Below are 15,964 nucleotides of genomic sequence, written 5' to 3'. Positions count from 1 at the left end.
CAATATCTACATATTAAATGGATTAAATATTATGAAAACTGTTAAAGCGATTACGCTAATACTGAGTAGTGTAATCTTGGGTGCTTGTACTGCAGAAACACAAATCATTCCACAAGAAGTAAAAATAGAACAATTGCAACATAACTGGAAATTAACTCATGTTGATAATATTCAGTTAGCCACAGTGATCAATAGTACACTTACTATCGACCCACAAAACAAAAGTACCGGTAACCTAGGCTGTAACAACTTCATTGGTAAAGCAGAATTTAGTGATAATCAACTACGTATTACTGATATGGCTAACACTCGTAAGATGTGTGATGAACTAAAAAATGGCGTTGAGATGGATGTCACCAGTGTACTGAGTGATTGGTCAAATGTGATGGTTGATCAAGACTCTTTAATTATTGGTAATAATAAACACTCTTTAACTTACCAATTACTTAAAACAGTTAATTAATTGATGCTGTAAGCCGGTTGTTTACTAAACAGTCGGCTATCATTTCATACCCTAAACACCTTTCCTCTACAGACTTTCTATCAAGTAACGGTGACCTTAATCACATTTTTTTACTAAGAAACGCATACAGTTCATCAATCTCTAAAACTGCCACCTTGAATAACAAATACGTCATAAAAATATGCTAATTTTTAGACCACATTGATAAATCGAATTTTTAAAACCGTACTTTTTTAAAACCGTACAATGAGGAGCCCGAAAATGAGCAATATACATCAACTTAATAACTTACCTAAACAAGACACAATTAATCTAATCGCATCTTATAAAGTCGACTTTGAAAGCGATTATTTTGATTACCACCAATTATTAGAAAAGTTACAAGAGGTTATCTTACGTGGTCACTTTATGGATCAAGAGGACAACGCAGCTTGGATGAGTCACCGAGGTAATGATTACCTCTCTAACCCAAAATTATTTGCGCATGCGCCTTTAACTTATTTATGTGCATTTCTCAGTGAAATATTTAAAAAGAAAAGCTTAACTGAGATTGAAAAAAGCGTTGCTCCTATTGTTTTTAATGAGGTATTAACACGCTTAAATGACTTTAAGTAACTAAATAGCAAACATAACACAAGGCTAAGTAAACAAAATAATAAGGCAATATCATGGATTTTATGCCAACTTGATTTGTGCTTAATCTGGTTTGTATTACACTAGATTTTTAGCTGTTATTTAAAGAGTAAACATGGATTCAATCACTCAAATAGCGTTAGGTACTAGTGTTGCAGGTTTAGTCGGTATCAAGCCCTTTGGGCGTAAAGCGTTAATCGCAGGAGCCCTACTAGGCACTCTTCCAGATTTAGATGTATTATTAAATTACCAAACAGCTATTCAAGATTTCACCTTTCACCGCGGCTTTAGTCATTCTCTATTTGTATTAACTGCGCTCAGCCTACTTATTTATTGGTTAGCGCTTTTAATAAGGCCCACTTTATCTGAACATAAAAAATCTTTATTTCTCGTCATTTTTCTCCCATTAATAACACACCCATTATTGGATGCGTTTACCACTTATGGCACTCAGTTATTATGGCCAATCAATATTCCGCCTGTTAATTGGTCCAGTATCTTTATTATTGACCCTTTATACACCCTGCCACTTCTATTTGGGATTATCGGCTTATGGCTTAACTTTCGGTCTCCTAAATGGCAGAAAATTAACGCCTTTATGTTACTAGTGAGCAGCTTGTACTTAATACAAGGACAGGTACAACGATTGCAAATTAACAGCCAGTTAGAGCAAGATCCAATTGCACAGAATGGTCAGGTCTTCATTTCACCAACCCCCTTTAATACATTAATATGGCGTGTCCTGAGTTACCAAGAAGACCGCTTTTACGTTAGCTTTACTCATGCTTTTAATCAACAACCACTAACTTGGCAAGCTTTTGATACTGGACGTGAATTATTAAATGGCTTTAACTCTGATGAATTACAACGTTTAGAATGGTTTAGTAGCGGTTTACTGCAATTTACTAAACAGGAAAGTCAGTTGATTGCAACGGACCTACGTGTGGGGTTAACGCTTTATTATCCTTTTTCCTTTAGCTTGGCTGAGGATGAAGCGCAATGGCAACCGGTGATATCACAGAAAATGGCCGAGCCTGAAATTAACTGGTCTAAGTTGTCAGAGCTCATTCACTTTTAGAGTAATTAGCTAACGCTATAATGTATCAACATACTGTTTGATTTCAGAGATGAACTCTTCGCCATATTTATCTAACTTAATATGGCCTACACCTGTAATGGACAGGAATTGTGAGTCATTAGTTGGCATCATTTCACTCATTTCTGACAGTGAGACATCACTGAATATCACATAAGGAGGCAAGTTCTCTTGATCAGCTATCTGCTTACGTAGATGGCGTAATTTAGCAAATAACTTACTATCTGCATTTGCTGACACACTACGGCGCTTCTGTTTTGCTGTGGCTTTCACTAATTGTAAGCGTGGTACTGCTAGCATTAAGGCTTGTTCAGACTTTAATACGGTACGAGCAGCTTCGGTTAACTGCAGTGCAGAGCCTCGTGTTAAGTTTTGCATCAGCAAACCACAGTGGATTAATTGTCTGGCGATACTAAACCAATGCTCAGTGGACTTATCTTTACCAATACCAAAGGTTGATAACTGATCATGCCCTAGGCTTTTCACTCTTGCTGTCTGCGCACCACGTAATACTTCAACAACATGCGTAATACCAAAGTGTTGCCCAGTACGATAAACACAAGATAATATTTTTTGTGCATCCACAGTCGCATCGTAACTTTGCGGAGGATCTAAGCAAATATCGCAGTTACCACAGGCTTTAGGACTGTACTCACCAAAGTAGTTTAATACCACTCGACGGCGACAGGTTTGCGCTTCAGCAAAGGCCACCATGGTATTAAGTTTATGTAACTCAATACGTAACTGTTCTTGATTCGGGTTTTTCTCTAAGAGGCTACGAATACGCGCAGGATCGGCAGGATCATAAAATAACATTGCCTGTGCAGGTAAACCATCTCGTCCAGCACGTCCTGTCTCTTGATAATATGATTCGATATTTTTTGGGATCTCATAATGCACCACAAAACGTACATTCGGTTTATCAATTCCCATCCCAAAGGCTACCGTTGCGACAACAATCTCTACTTCATCTTTAATAAACAGATCTTGCACATGCTGACGCTCTTCTAGGGGTAGTCCGGCATGATAACAACGAGAGTTAAGCCCTTTTGCAGCGAGTTTACCAGCAATCTCTTCCGTACGTTTACGACTAGTACAATAGATAATGCCACTTTCATCTTTATGCTGGTCTAAATAATTAAACAGCTGCGTTAATGGGCGATATTTTTCAATCAGCAAGTATTCAATATTAGGGCGATCAAAACTGCGGATTTCAATTAATGGATCTTGTAGTTGTAAGCGCTGTAAAATATCTTGTTGAGTGGCATGATCCGCCGTTGCAGTTAAAGCAACTAAAGGCGTGTTGGGAAAGTATTCTTTAAGGTGGCCTAACTGTGCATATTCAGGCCTAAAGTCGTGTCCCCAAGAAGAGATACAATGCGCTTCATCCACTGCAAAAAGGTTGATCGGTAAATGTTGCAGTCGCGCAATAAAGTCTTGACGTAATAAACGCTCAGGAGCCACATATAAAAGCTTTAAACGGCCCTGGTGTAAGGCGTTAATTATCTCATTCTGTTCTTGATAAGAGAGTGTAGAGTTCAGGTAAGCAGCAGCAACACCACAAGCTTGTAGGGTATCAACCTGGTCCTTCATCAAAGAGATTAATGGAGAGATAACAATACAAATACCTTCGCGTACTAAGGCTGGTATCTGAAAGCATAAACTTTTACCGCCACCAGTAGGCATTACAACTAATGCATCACGCCCTGTGATCAGTTCATTGATAACCGTTTCTTGACCATCTCTAAATTGATTGTAGCCGAAGACATCTAACAAGACGTTTTGTGCAGGACTAGTCATACTCTGACTCAAAATATAGCAACCTATTGATCATCTAAGCGGGTAAAAGGGCAAACATTGTAAATCAGTGGCATAAATATTTCAGCTTAAATTTGCTGTTTACAGGCGATTAAAACGCTCAGCAAATTCTTCTACTTTTTGCCAATCCGTTAATTCCATATCCTGTGTTTTATCGGTACTGCCACCTGTCATTTTCATGATCAATTGAATCAGTAATGTCTGCCACCAATTATAACGAGAATACAATAAAGCCCCTGCAAACACGGCTTTGTGTTGTGGTTGCCACCTTGATAATTGCTCAAATTTTTTCATATAAGCATTATTTTCAGGTACTGCTTTTTCAGGTTTACGCGCGGTTAAACACACCACAAAAAATGCATTTTGTAACCCCTCTAATTGTTGTTGGTGCTGATTAACAAAGTTAATCATATTCTTTCTAAAATTACCGTAACGAATAGACGCGCCAACTAATACCTTGTTATATAAAGTAAAATCAATAGTTGGATTATCATCAATGTTGACCACAGTAACGTCACCTTCAATGGACTGTTTAATTCGTTCAATGATTTTAAGTGTTTGTCCGTCCACAGAGGAATAGATAATTAATGTGTTGATCGGTGTTTGAATAGTAGACATAGATTAATTTTTCCAAAAAACAGGTGTGAATAACACGAGTAAAGTAAAGACCTCTAATCGACCAAATAACATAGCAATGATCATGATCCATTTAGACGCATCACTGACATCATTAAAGTGTAATGCCACATCACCTAAACCCGGGCCTAAGTTATTTAACATAGCCGCCACCGAAGAAAAGGCGCTTAACTCATCCATTCCGGTCATTAACAAAGCTAACATACAAATAATAAAGACTAACGCATAGGTGGAAAAGAATCCCCACACTGCTTCGACCACACGGTCTGGTAAGGCTTTATTACCTAACTTAATTTTATAAACAGCTTTAGGGTGCACAAGACGCTTTAATTCACGTTGCCCTTGTAGGTTTAGTAACAAGACACGGATCACTTTCAATCCACCACCCGTTGAACCTGCACATCCGCCAATAAAGCTAGAGAAAATCAATAACACAGGTAAAAACAACGGCCAGTCAGAAAAGGAAGTGGTGGTGAATCCCGCCGTTGTTGAGATAGAAACGGCTTGAAATAACGCATGAGAAAAAGTGGTTTCAATGGTGCTATAAATATCATTGCCCATTAACACCCAAAAACATATACCAGTTAAGAAAATTTGGATAAAAATAAAGGCACGCACTTCTGGGTCTTTCCGATATACACGTAGGCTAAACTCTTTGGCCGAAAAAGCGGTAAAATGCAAGGCATAGTTAATACCAGAGATAATCAAGAACACCACTGTGATCATATTAATCACATCACTATCAAAATGTCCCATACTGGAATCATAGGTAGAAAATCCACCAATCGATACCGTCGAAAAACTATGTCCCAGAGCATCAAACAGGGTCATTCCTGCGAGCCAAAACGCCAACATACACGCCACTGTTAAACATAAATAGACATACCATAACGCTTTTGCTGTTTCTGCAATACGCGGTGTCATTTTTGAGTCTTTAACCGGCCCAGGTGTTTCAGCGCGGTATAACTGCATACCACCAATACCTAACATTGGCAGTACCGCGACCGCTAATACAATGATCCCCATACCACCAAACCATTGCAGCATTTGTCGATAAAAAAGAATCGACTTAGGCAAGTCATTGAGTTCAGCAATAGTTGTGGCACCAGTAGTCGTTAAGCCTGAAAATGACTCAAAAAAGGCGGTAGCCAAATTCATATCAACGCTGGAACTCATCAAGAAAGGGATCGCCCCCACACTGCCTAGCGTTGCCCAAAACAGCACAACAATTAAAAAACCTTCTCGGGCCTTTAACTCACTTTTATGGCGTCGGTTTGGTAACCAAAAAACTAAAGCAATCACTAAAGTCACAAATAAAGCGGCTAAAAAGTCATTACCGCCACCATCTTGATAGATGTAAGCGATAAAAACAGGTGGTAGCATGGTTAAGCTAAATAACCCAATCAGCATACCTACAATTCGGATAATTGAACGAATTGCCACTAGTTAACCCAATTCATTTGTTGCGCTGTTAATTTTTTTTGCAATGACTTGTCCCTGCATCAATGATTGTAATTTTTGTTTAAATAAAGCAACCTGCTCTCTATCCACTTCTATTAATGCTTGTACTGATTGTTGGTAATCAACGTCAATAAGGCGTCCTGAATGTGTTGTCAGTATATGCTCTAAAGTTGCCATTTGCGCATAATTACATTGTAACTGAAATTGCTCAAAAAAACGCTTTTCTGTTGTTGGCATCTCCGGACATAATTGCTGCAAACCATTACTATACGCACGAACCAATCCACCAGTTCCTAATTTAATGCCACCAGAGTACCTAACCACCACGGCCACCATTTCACCGACATTAGTACCTTGCAATACCGCTAAAATAGGCTTACCAGCTGTGCCTTTAGGCTCACCATCATCACTGCAGCCCATATTTACACTGTCTTTGGGGCTGCCACCAATAAATCCCCAACAGTGATGACGAGCATCTTTGTGTTCAGCTTTAATCTCAGCAAGAAACTGCATCGCTTCTGCTTTGCCTTTAGCCGGTTGTAAAAACGTCAGAAAGCGACTTTTTTTAATCTCTTCCTGAAAAAATACCGCTTCTTTTAAAATTAGATAGGGTTTATTCACCTTGAACCAACAACCCTTGTTGATGCCAAGCGATAAAACCACCTGCCACAGAATAAACCTGTTGATAGCCCATATTCTGTAAAGAGGCAGCTGCTAACACACTTCGCGCACCGGAGCGGCATATTAGATAGATAGGTAATTGAGCAGCAGAAGGCAAATCACTAATCAAAGCTTGGTATGCAGGCAAAGTAGATAATTGCATCTCTAATACACCACGCGGTATGCACTCACTGCCTACTGGGTAGCCTGCAGCAGTTTCATCCGGCTCTCTAATATCAATAAATAACAAAGGCGTTTTATTGTGTAAATACTGATTAACTGTCGCACAATCGACTTCATTGACTTCAGCGCGTAACGACGCCACTAATGCTTTTCCATCTAATAACATACTCTTTCCTAATGGTCGGATAAACACGCTAACAACTGCTGTGCTGCATCTATTGTAAAACTTTTTCTATCAAGCTGCCTAATAAACACCTCAATCACTTTTTGATCAAAGGGTTCGATGCTTTGCTCAGTTAATTGTATTTTACTCGCTGATATCAAATCCGCATTACTTTGTTGAAAGTCAGCCACTAATAGCGATAACACACAATGATAACGTAATCGCGTCTCACTTAAATGGGCACTGAGCACTTTTAAATACGATAAATGGCTTATTTCGATAAAATCACCCTTAATACGAAGCATATTAACACTTTGTAAATGCACTAATAACAGGTTAACTCTCTCGACTAAAGGTTGTGATGCTGGCGCTAAAAAATATTCCGCTTCAACATAAGGTAATAACCTCGCAAGCAAGGGCTCTATAGCATCACGAAGAAGTTGATTATTCTTATTACTCAGTTTAATTAATACAAAACTCAGCAATGAAGGTAATGCAAATAGATGCACTATAGTATTGCGGTAATAAGTCAAATGGGCGCTTTGTGCTGTATCACAACTGATCACATGCTGAGACTCTGAGAATTTATTAAGGGAAAAAGCTTGTTGATAAACGTGCTCAGCTTGCTCCTTTGGGTAAGTCATTAACCTATTATCTGATAACCAACCTAATAATTGTTGATGCAAAGCGATCAAGGTTAACAAACGCTGTTTACCAAGTTGATGGTGTGTACTGGCTAACAAGATGGCAGCACATAAAGGCAGAGCATTCACCGCAGTGGCTTGGTTGATCCCTTGCATCACCTGTGTAGCAATCTGGTTAACCTGCTGCGCTACTTGCCCCTCACTTAATTTTTCCTCTCGCCAAGTAGGCACTTGTTGCTCAAAGTAATGCTTCAAATTAATCGGCTCACCAAAATTCACAAACGCGCGTCCAAAATTACCTAGTTTTTTAACTATTCCTATCACTTGCCATGCGTTTTCTTGCTTTTTGTGTTGCCCTGACAACTCCTTCATGTAAGTACTCACTTCCATGATATGGTCATAACCTATATAGATTGGGACAATCACCACATTACGTTGAGGTTGCGAGAGAAAAGTATCAATACTCATCGCCAATAACCCCGTTTTAGGCGGTAATAACCGCCCTGTTCGGCTACGTCCACCTTCAGTGAAGAACTCAATGGGGTAACCCTGCTTAAATAACATAGCAAAGTAGGCTTTGAATACTTTTCCGTACAAAGGATTATCTTTAAAAGTACGGCGTAAGAAAAATGCACCAGAGCGTCTAAAAATACCACCAGCAGGAAAAAAGTTAAGATTCACTCCGGCTGCAATATGCGGAGGCATTAAACCTTCTTCAAATAATAGATATGAAAGTAAGAGGTAATCCATATGACTTCGGTGACAAGGCATATATACGATTTCCGCTCCACTTTGAGTCGCAGCCCTCACTGCTTGTGCATTATTAACTTCAATACCTTGATAGATACCATTCCACACACGACCTAACACAATCCGAAAAAAGCGTAAAAGTCGATAGGAAAACTGACTGCTTATTTCTTGTAAATAAGCTTCGCACTGCTCAGAGACTTGTGTTTCTGGCATCCCTGTATTAGCACTGTATTGTTGAATATCTTGTTGTAACTGTTCACTTTCAAGCACTTGCTTAATGATTTTTTTGCGTTTAGGGATCGCAGGGCCACGCGTCGATCTATGTTGTGCTCTGAAATAATGTAACGCAACCCTAGCTAACTGGTAGGCTTGTTGTTTACTATCAGTATTTCTATGATCTTTTATTAACGCACTTACTGAAATTGGAGGGTTAAAGCGTATTAAGTGATCACGTCCGGCCACCATCATCAAACAGGCTTTATGCCAACGGCTAATGTTAGTGTGTCCTGAAAAGGCTTGTCTAGATGTTTGTTTGCCTGGGTTTCTTCCCCAGAAAAAGGTCACAGGCACAAGTTGTACTGCTAAATCATTATCTGCACGATATAAGCTGAATAACTGTTGGTATTGATTAAGGTAATTGCTTTGCTGTTGTTTTAGCTCGGCCTTTTTAAACCAATAATTATCATGTAAATAGATCACAGCAGAGAGCACTTGATCCGCTATAGTAATTATTTGGAATGGATCCGGTAACGCTGTTTGCTGACAAGCTTTTTGCAATGCGAGTAAATCACTACTGCTATTTTGTTCCAAGACATAGATAATTGGACGCGAAGCATCTATTCCTAATGTACTTAATGGGTTGTTCGGCACCACCTTACTGCTGACCCAAAAACGATTGCTTATCTTCGACCAAATAGTCCCTTTGGCTAACACATACTTTCCTTGTACCCTTAATCTATTATCCAACCAGTTTAACACACCCAAATAATGCGTATAGACAGGTGAACTAGTTCTGCGATAAGCAACAAATCAATCATAGTAATGCACAGCTAAATGATGACCCAGGCCAGTCTATTTGTTAAAGTACTCAACAATAATTTATGCACATGAGTTCTCTTAGTAAAGCTAAAAAGTAGCAGATTTAAAGACGCAGTTTAGCGCTAAATCCATTGACTCTGACCCTATACATTTGCATAAAATATCCTGTTTTATCAATTTCACTCGTTAGGATTTAAATATGGCGGATAAGCCAGCGTTTACCAAACAAAAAAATAACACCATGAACTCACCTATTAAAACCGTGCCCCACTCCTTTGAGGCAGAACAAGCAGTGATCGGTGGTTTATTATTAGATAACGATACTTGGTCTGATGTATCCGAACGTGTTGTAGACCGTGACTTCTACACACGCGCACACCGCCTGATCTTCTCAACCATTGAAAAACTCAGTAGTGATGATATCCCTGTGGATATCGTTACCTTATCTGAAAAGCTAGAAAATACGCAGGAGTTAGAAGGCATAGGTGGCATTGCCTACCTTGCTGAACTATTACAGAACACTCCTAGTGCAGCTAATATTAACAACTATGCGGATATCGTGCGTGAACGAGCCATTGTCCGAGAGTTAATTGGTGTTGCTAATGATATTGCGGAAGCGGGCTATGATACAGAAGGACGAAATAGTTCAGAGCTATTAGACTTTGCCGAAACTAAAGTATTCCAGATAGCAGAAGCGCGTAATAACCAAAATGAAGGTCCACAAGCGATCAAAGATATCTTGAAAGAGACGGTCGCTAAAATTGATGATTTATGTAAAAACCCGCGTGATGGTATTACAGGTTTATCATCGGGTTATAACGATTTAGACCAAATGACCACAGGTTTCCAACCTGGTGACTTGATCATCGTTGCCGCACGTCCATCTATGGGTAAAACCACCTTTGCTATGAACTTAGCTGAACATGCTGCATTAAATGCAGATAAACCAACAATCATCTTCTCACTTGAGATGCCAGCGGATCAGATCATGAACCGTATGTTGGCGTCACTAGGTCGCATCGACCAAGGTAAAATCCGTACTGGTCAACTGGATGAAAATGACTGGGCTTCCCTCTCTTCTACTATGTCTATTTTATTAGATCGCGGTAAAATGTTCATTGATGATAGCTCTGGTTTAACACCTACTGAACTACGTTCGCGTGCACGTCGTATTGCCCGTGATAACGGTGGTGTCAGCATGATCATGGTCGATTACCTGCAATTAATGCGTGTACCTTCATTAAGTGAAAACCGTACCCTAGAGATCTCGGAAATATCGCGCTCTTTGAAAGCCTTAGCCAAAGAGTTGCGTTGTCCAGTTATTGCCCTTTCACAGCTAAACCGTGGTCTAGAGCAACGTGCCGATAAACGCCCAATTAACTCAGATTTACGTGAATCAGGCGCAATTGAGCAGGATGCCGATTTAATCATGTTTATCTACCGTGATGAGGTTTATCACGAAGACAGTGAACATAAAGGCATTGCTGAAATCATCATAGGTAAACAACGTAATGGTCCAATCGGTAAAGTACGTTTAACCTTCCAAGGTCGTTACTCACGCTTTGATGATTACACCGGAACCGCCTATCACGGCGAAGAGTGATCCTTATCAATCCCCTTTAACTCAATCCAGTGTATAACTGGGTTAAAGATAAAGGGGTTAATCATGAAGATAGGCAAGCTTAAACAACTATTCAACCGAACCAATCGCTCCTTAAGCTTGTACCGTTTTTCCTTACCTTTTGAACAAGCAATTAACTTTAAAGGTCAGCGACTGACTCAGCGCCAAGGTTTGTGGTTGGTTCAGCGTACTGCGGATAAAAATATCAGAATAGGTGAAGTGGCTCCTCTACCAGGATTTAGCCACGAAACATTAGAGGAATGTACAACTTCTCTATTGTCTTTATTAAATACCACCAGCATCAATCAACACCAAGTCGAACTATTATCTTTTTTTCCAAGTATACAATTTGCCTTGCATTGTTTACTACAGGCTACGCCATATACAACAGCTGAACACCATAGCACGACGCAAAGTGTCCCATTATTACAAGGCGATCCGACTCAGATCATCCAACGTTATCAGTCCTTAAATCAACCAGATATCATTAAACTAAAAGTAGCAAGATTGGCGGTCAAAACAGAGGTCAAACTGGTTAAACAGTTAATCAAACTAAACCCAATACTGCGCGTTAGGTTAGATGCCAATCAACAATGGACAACACAGCAATACAGTGAGTTTATCTCTTCAATAGATAAACAACACATTGATTATATTGAAGAACCAACCAATTCAATGGCCAATAACATGGCTATTGCACAACAGTATGATAGCCACTTAGCATTAGATGAAAGCTTGCTTAAAACAATAAAAATCCCAACAGAAAACTGCATTAAGGCACTCGTTATCAAACCTAGTTTAATAGGCGATCCACAACGTATTAGCCACTTATTAACGCAAGCACAACAGCAAAAACTACAAATCAGTATCAGCTCCAGTTTTGAATCGCCTATTGCACTGAATCAACTCCATCACTTGGCAAATCACTGGCAACAAGATAAGCAAGTTAAACTCTCATTAGGTTTAGATACAAGGCAAGCCTTTACACTTAAAATTCGGGATAGAAAGCTGGATGAAGTTTCTCAACTTGAGTCTTATTTAAAAGAGGCTGAGCAATTATGCTAATCACTGAAAACCACTGCCCTGTGCGCTTTCAAGCGATAAATCACGGGCAAACCATCGCAATACAGGATGATCAACAGCAGATAAGTTATCAACAACTAGATATCCAATTAACTCACTTAGCAGAACAACTCAGCAAACAGGTAACCGACTCTGAACCTTCAACCCCTATCAGATTGGTGTGTATTGCTAACAATGACATACCATTATTGCTGCTACAGCTTGTATGTGTGCGTCTCGGTTGGTTATTTTGTCCACTTAATCCAAGCTTTACTGAGTCAGAAATACAGCTGCGCTTAAATATATTAAATAGTCCTTACTGCTGGGTAGAAGATAATTCTCGGCACCATCTATTAAATTCCCTTAATATTGACTTGAGTTTTTGCAAAAAAAACATAAAGCCATTAAGCCCCTTAAAGATTAACCCTTTACAGCCCACTAATATCATTTTCACTTCAGGTAGCAGTGGTTTCCCTAAAGCCATTGTGCACCATTATCGCAATCATTATTTTAGTGCGTTGGGTTCGCAATCATCTATTTCACTTCAGATTCGTGATCGCAACTTACTGTCGCTACCGCTTTATCATATAAGTGGTTATGCTACCGTTATGCGCACTATAATTGCAGGGGCAACGCTAGATTTAAGCAACAAAGATCTTAGCTATCCGCTGTTATCTAGCAGAAAGATAACTCACCTTTCCTTGGTCTCCACTCAGTTAATACGACTATTAAAAGATCCTCATTTCTCTGCTCAAGGCTGCACACTTAAACACATTTTATTAGGGGGCAGTGCTTTTTCGGTGTCGCTATTAACCGCCCTAGCTGTACTAGGTTTTACCTACCATCTCAGTTATGGCTGTACTGAAATGGCTTCACAAGTAGCGACATCTACTAATAATAACCAGTTAATTGTATTGCCCTATCGAGAAGTTAAAATACACAACGAACAAATCTACTTTCGAGGAGCCACACGCTTTATTGGCTATTTTCGAGATAATAAATTAATCAAGATAGACCCTAAACGCTGGGTAAGCAGTGGTGATTGTGGGCTACTTAAAGGTGATCAATTAATTATTTCAGGTAGGAAAGATAGGCAATTTATTAGTGGCGGTGAGAATATTCAACCGGAAGAGATTGAAGCACTCTGTTTACAAGTACCCTACGTGGAAAAAGCCTATATTGTGCCAATTAAAGATGCACAATATGGACAAAGAATGGCAGTATTTATAGCCTTTTCTGATGCTAATCTAATCCACTTTGAGCAATACTGCGAACAATTAAAGCAGTATCTCAAGCAACATCTAACACGCTTTAAGCAGCCTGACCATTACCTTGCTTGGCCAAGTTCAGAATGCAGCCACAGGCTCAAAGTGCCTAAAGCTGAATTTATAAAAGTACTCACAACACAGGGTTTAATTATTTAAACCACGTTTAATTGATTGCTCATAAACGATTTGCTCGGCATCTTTAATTAATTCCGATAAAGCATGATGATTTGTACTTTTATATTCGATAATCCCCGTATCAACAATCAAACGATAATCCACCTTTGATTGCATATTAAATGTTTGAATTGCATCATCTAAACGCAGAAATTTCCCAGGATCAAGGATTTGATATTCACTGTCATTCATTAACACTACAAATTCATCATTACCCGTACGAGCGATAATATCTGTTTCACGGAAAGTCTCTTTTAAAATATCAGCAAAACCAACGATTAGGTTTTGACTCGCTTGTTCACCATATTCAGCACTTGTTTTATTGAGCCCTACAATATTTAAATACAAAGCAAAAAAGGGCTTTTTAGCACGTTCAGCCAATCTAAAGTAGTTTTCACCCGCATTAAGCAGTCCACGGTAATTCAATACACCAGTCAATTCATCGGTCAGCATTAACGCATGGTTTCTATCTAATAATAACTTGTTAATAGTAATGTCATTAGTGAGCTCCACGACACCTTGTATCTTTTTATCAACCGTATAATAAGGGTGGTAACTCACCTCATAGGTTAAGGCTTCACCTTGCTCATTATGTTTAATAATTTCAACCCGTTGTGTGTTTTTTAGTATTCTACTTTTATGTAATGCACAAACACTAGTGTGGCACTCCATACAACTAAATACAGCTTCACATTCACTACTTAAAAACTCAGTAACTTTGCCTCCATTAATTGCCCTTAATGCCTTATTAACGAAAGTCACGTGCCCTTCTAAATTAAAGATCCTTACTCCAAAAGGTAAAATATCCATAAACTGAGATTGATCAAATAACGAGGATTTTAATTGTTTATTAAGTAACTTATATCGGGTTATATCATTGATATAACCAACAAAACCCTGTTTAGGCATACCTCTTTCTGCCATAGCAAAACAATACATTTTATAGGTAAGGTCTTCATCTCCTTTAATCTGATCCGACTCGATGGCGAGATAACCATCGGCATCTTCGACATCTGACATTGAGACCTTAAAGTCTTCGATTTTATGGTCATAACTAGCATCACGGCGAAATAACTTCTGCTTACTCACAGAGAAGAATTCGTGAAATGCCGTGTTAGTACCACAATATTGATTATTGTTATTTTTCAGATAAATAGGGAAAGGTAACGCATCTAAAAAACGCTGAAATGAAGCTTTAATTTCGTATAAATGATTCGATTTCCGCAATATATACAGGAAAATAACCAGTAACAATAAAGCCAACATAACCGTAATCACATTAAATTCTGTAGTGGAGATATACAACTTCAAAGTTGGCGTAAACGTCATCACGCCACCAACATGATAACCATATACATTACTGATCGGCATAAAGACCGCAACACCGTTACGTCCATTAATGGATGTATTAAAGGAGAATTTTTTCAACTGTAATAATTTAGCGCGTTGATCGGCATTAAAGCTCTGTTTTAATTTTTCTAGGTCATTAGCCGATAAGGTTGCTTTATCAGTATTTTCATGACGTTGATTCAAGCTAATTAAAAAGCTCTTCGATAAAGGGGTATTTTGATACACATTATTTTTTTGTGTTAACGCTAATAGAGGTCGTTTAGCCCATAGGTATTGCGACTTAACTTCACTACCATCGGCTAAATAGTTTTGTATTTTAGCTAATGGCAGCGACAGTTCCACAATGGCAATAAATTCATTCGCTCGATTAAATACCGGGAAAAAATAACGGTATACGTAACGTCCTGCTTTTAAAGATAAACCAAAAGAAGGTTTATGATTTTCAATCACATTTTCTAAGCCAATTCTATTATTCGCTTTTGTCTCAGTATTAGGTCCCTGCTTATCAAAATGAAGTAATAACCGACTATTAGTTAAGTAAATTTGTTGAGAGGGAAATTTTTTACTACTGATATCAAACTGAGGTTGTAAATGTTGTGCAAGTACTTGGTTTATTCTTTGCAAGTTTTCGGGTGAATCTTGTACCTTATTGGCTTGATCCAACAGTGTAATAATGGCTGGGTCACTGTATTGTAATTCGAATAACAGTGTTGCGTTAGATTTAGCTTGAGCCAGTGTCGATGTGAAGCTGTTATATACTGTTCTTTCAACTAATTTGCGTTGTTGTCTTTGGCTTTCATCGTCTGACATAATGATAAAAATAGCAACAATTAGCGCCATCATTGTGCTAACAAAAATAAAATCAAAAAAGTAAAAACGCTTTGCTCTCAACATTTTAAACCTAAATAATTAAAATAAAATGGGGTATATACTAACGTACTTAA

Annotated in this window: 13 protein-coding genes; 6 read left to right on the top strand and 7 right to left on the bottom strand. The window is 38.7% G+C overall.

The window, feature by feature from the left end; all coding sequences use genetic code 11:
• The 3 genes from DS885_RS14520 to DS885_RS14510 form a co-directional block, all read left to right on the top strand.
• On the top strand, positions 1–463 hold a 463-nt coding region (locus DS885_RS14520), incomplete at its 5' end, for an META domain-containing protein (protein ID WP_220149715.1).
• A gap of 261 nt (positions 464–724) precedes the next feature.
• Entirely contained in the window at positions 725–1,078 is a 354-nt protein-coding gene (locus DS885_RS14515) for a hypothetical protein (RefSeq protein WP_113820138.1), read from the top strand.
• A gap of 133 nt (positions 1,079–1,211) precedes the next feature.
• Positions 1,212–2,174 (top strand): metal-dependent hydrolase, encoded by a 963-nt coding sequence (locus DS885_RS14510; RefSeq protein ID WP_113820137.1) that lies wholly within the window; start codon positions 1,212–1,214, stop codon positions 2,172–2,174.
• Between the two features lie 15 nt (positions 2,175–2,189).
• Here DS885_RS14510 and recQ read toward each other — a convergent pair whose 3' ends face one another.
• The 6 genes from recQ to plsB form a co-directional block, all read right to left on the bottom strand.
• Entirely contained in the window at positions 2,190–3,992 is a 1,803-nt protein-coding gene (gene recQ, locus DS885_RS14505) for a DNA helicase RecQ (protein ID WP_113820136.1), read from the bottom strand.
• Between the two features lie 99 nt (positions 3,993–4,091).
• Complete coding sequence (gene hemG, locus DS885_RS14500) at positions 4,092–4,628, bottom strand: menaquinone-dependent protoporphyrinogen IX dehydrogenase (protein ID WP_113820135.1); 537 nt, start codon at positions 4,626–4,628, stop codon at positions 4,092–4,094.
• Positions 4,629–4,631: 3 nt separating this feature from the next.
• The gene (locus DS885_RS14495) at positions 4,632–6,089 is read right to left on the bottom strand and encodes a TrkH family potassium uptake protein (protein WP_113820134.1); all 1,458 of its coding nucleotides are present in this window, start codon (positions 6,087–6,089) and stop codon (positions 4,632–4,634) included.
• Between the two features lie 3 nt (positions 6,090–6,092).
• Positions 6,093–6,728, bottom strand: coding sequence for a YigZ family protein (locus DS885_RS14490; RefSeq protein WP_113820133.1), 636 nt, complete (start codon positions 6,726–6,728; stop codon positions 6,093–6,095).
• Positions 6,721–7,116 (bottom strand): rhodanese-like domain-containing protein, encoded by a 396-nt coding sequence (locus DS885_RS14485; RefSeq protein ID WP_113820132.1) that lies wholly within the window; start codon positions 7,114–7,116, stop codon positions 6,721–6,723. Before DS885_RS14485 ends, DS885_RS14490 begins: the two co-directional genes overlap by 8 nt.
• A gap of 8 nt (positions 7,117–7,124) precedes the next feature.
• Positions 7,125–9,440, bottom strand: a complete 2,316-nt coding sequence (plsB, locus tag DS885_RS14480; RefSeq protein WP_181817776.1) for a glycerol-3-phosphate 1-O-acyltransferase PlsB — start codon at positions 9,438–9,440, stop codon at positions 7,125–7,127.
• Positions 9,441–9,744: 304 nt separating this feature from the next.
• Between plsB and dnaB the strand changes: the two genes are divergently transcribed.
• The 3 genes from dnaB (at position 9,745) to DS885_RS14465 (ending at position 13,652) form a co-directional block, all read left to right on the top strand.
• Positions 9,745–11,148, top strand: coding sequence for a replicative DNA helicase (gene dnaB / locus DS885_RS14475; RefSeq protein WP_113820130.1), 1,404 nt, complete (start codon positions 9,745–9,747; stop codon positions 11,146–11,148).
• Between the two features lie 63 nt (positions 11,149–11,211).
• Entirely contained in the window at positions 11,212–12,231 is a 1,020-nt protein-coding gene (menC, locus tag DS885_RS14470; RefSeq protein ID WP_113820129.1) for an o-succinylbenzoate synthase, read from the top strand.
• Positions 12,225–13,652, top strand: coding sequence for an AMP-binding protein (locus tag DS885_RS14465; RefSeq protein ID WP_113820128.1), 1,428 nt, complete (start codon positions 12,225–12,227; stop codon positions 13,650–13,652). The genes menC and DS885_RS14465 overlap by 7 nt, the downstream gene beginning before the upstream one ends.
• On the opposite strand, the gene DS885_RS14460 is transcribed toward DS885_RS14465, so the two are convergent.
• Entirely contained in the window at positions 13,641–15,914 is a 2,274-nt protein-coding gene (locus DS885_RS14460; RefSeq protein ID WP_113820127.1) for a diguanylate cyclase domain-containing protein, read from the bottom strand. The two genes, DS885_RS14465 and DS885_RS14460, sit on opposite strands and share 12 nt — an antisense overlap.
• Between the last annotated feature and the right edge of the window lie 50 nt (positions 15,915–15,964).

The sequence above is a fragment of the Psychromonas sp. B3M02 genome (assembly GCF_003318165.1).
Classification (GTDB): Bacteria; Pseudomonadota; Gammaproteobacteria; order Enterobacterales; family Psychromonadaceae; genus Psychromonas.
Note: the sequence above shows the minus strand (reverse complement) of the source record. Positions and strands in the feature narration are given on the sequence as shown.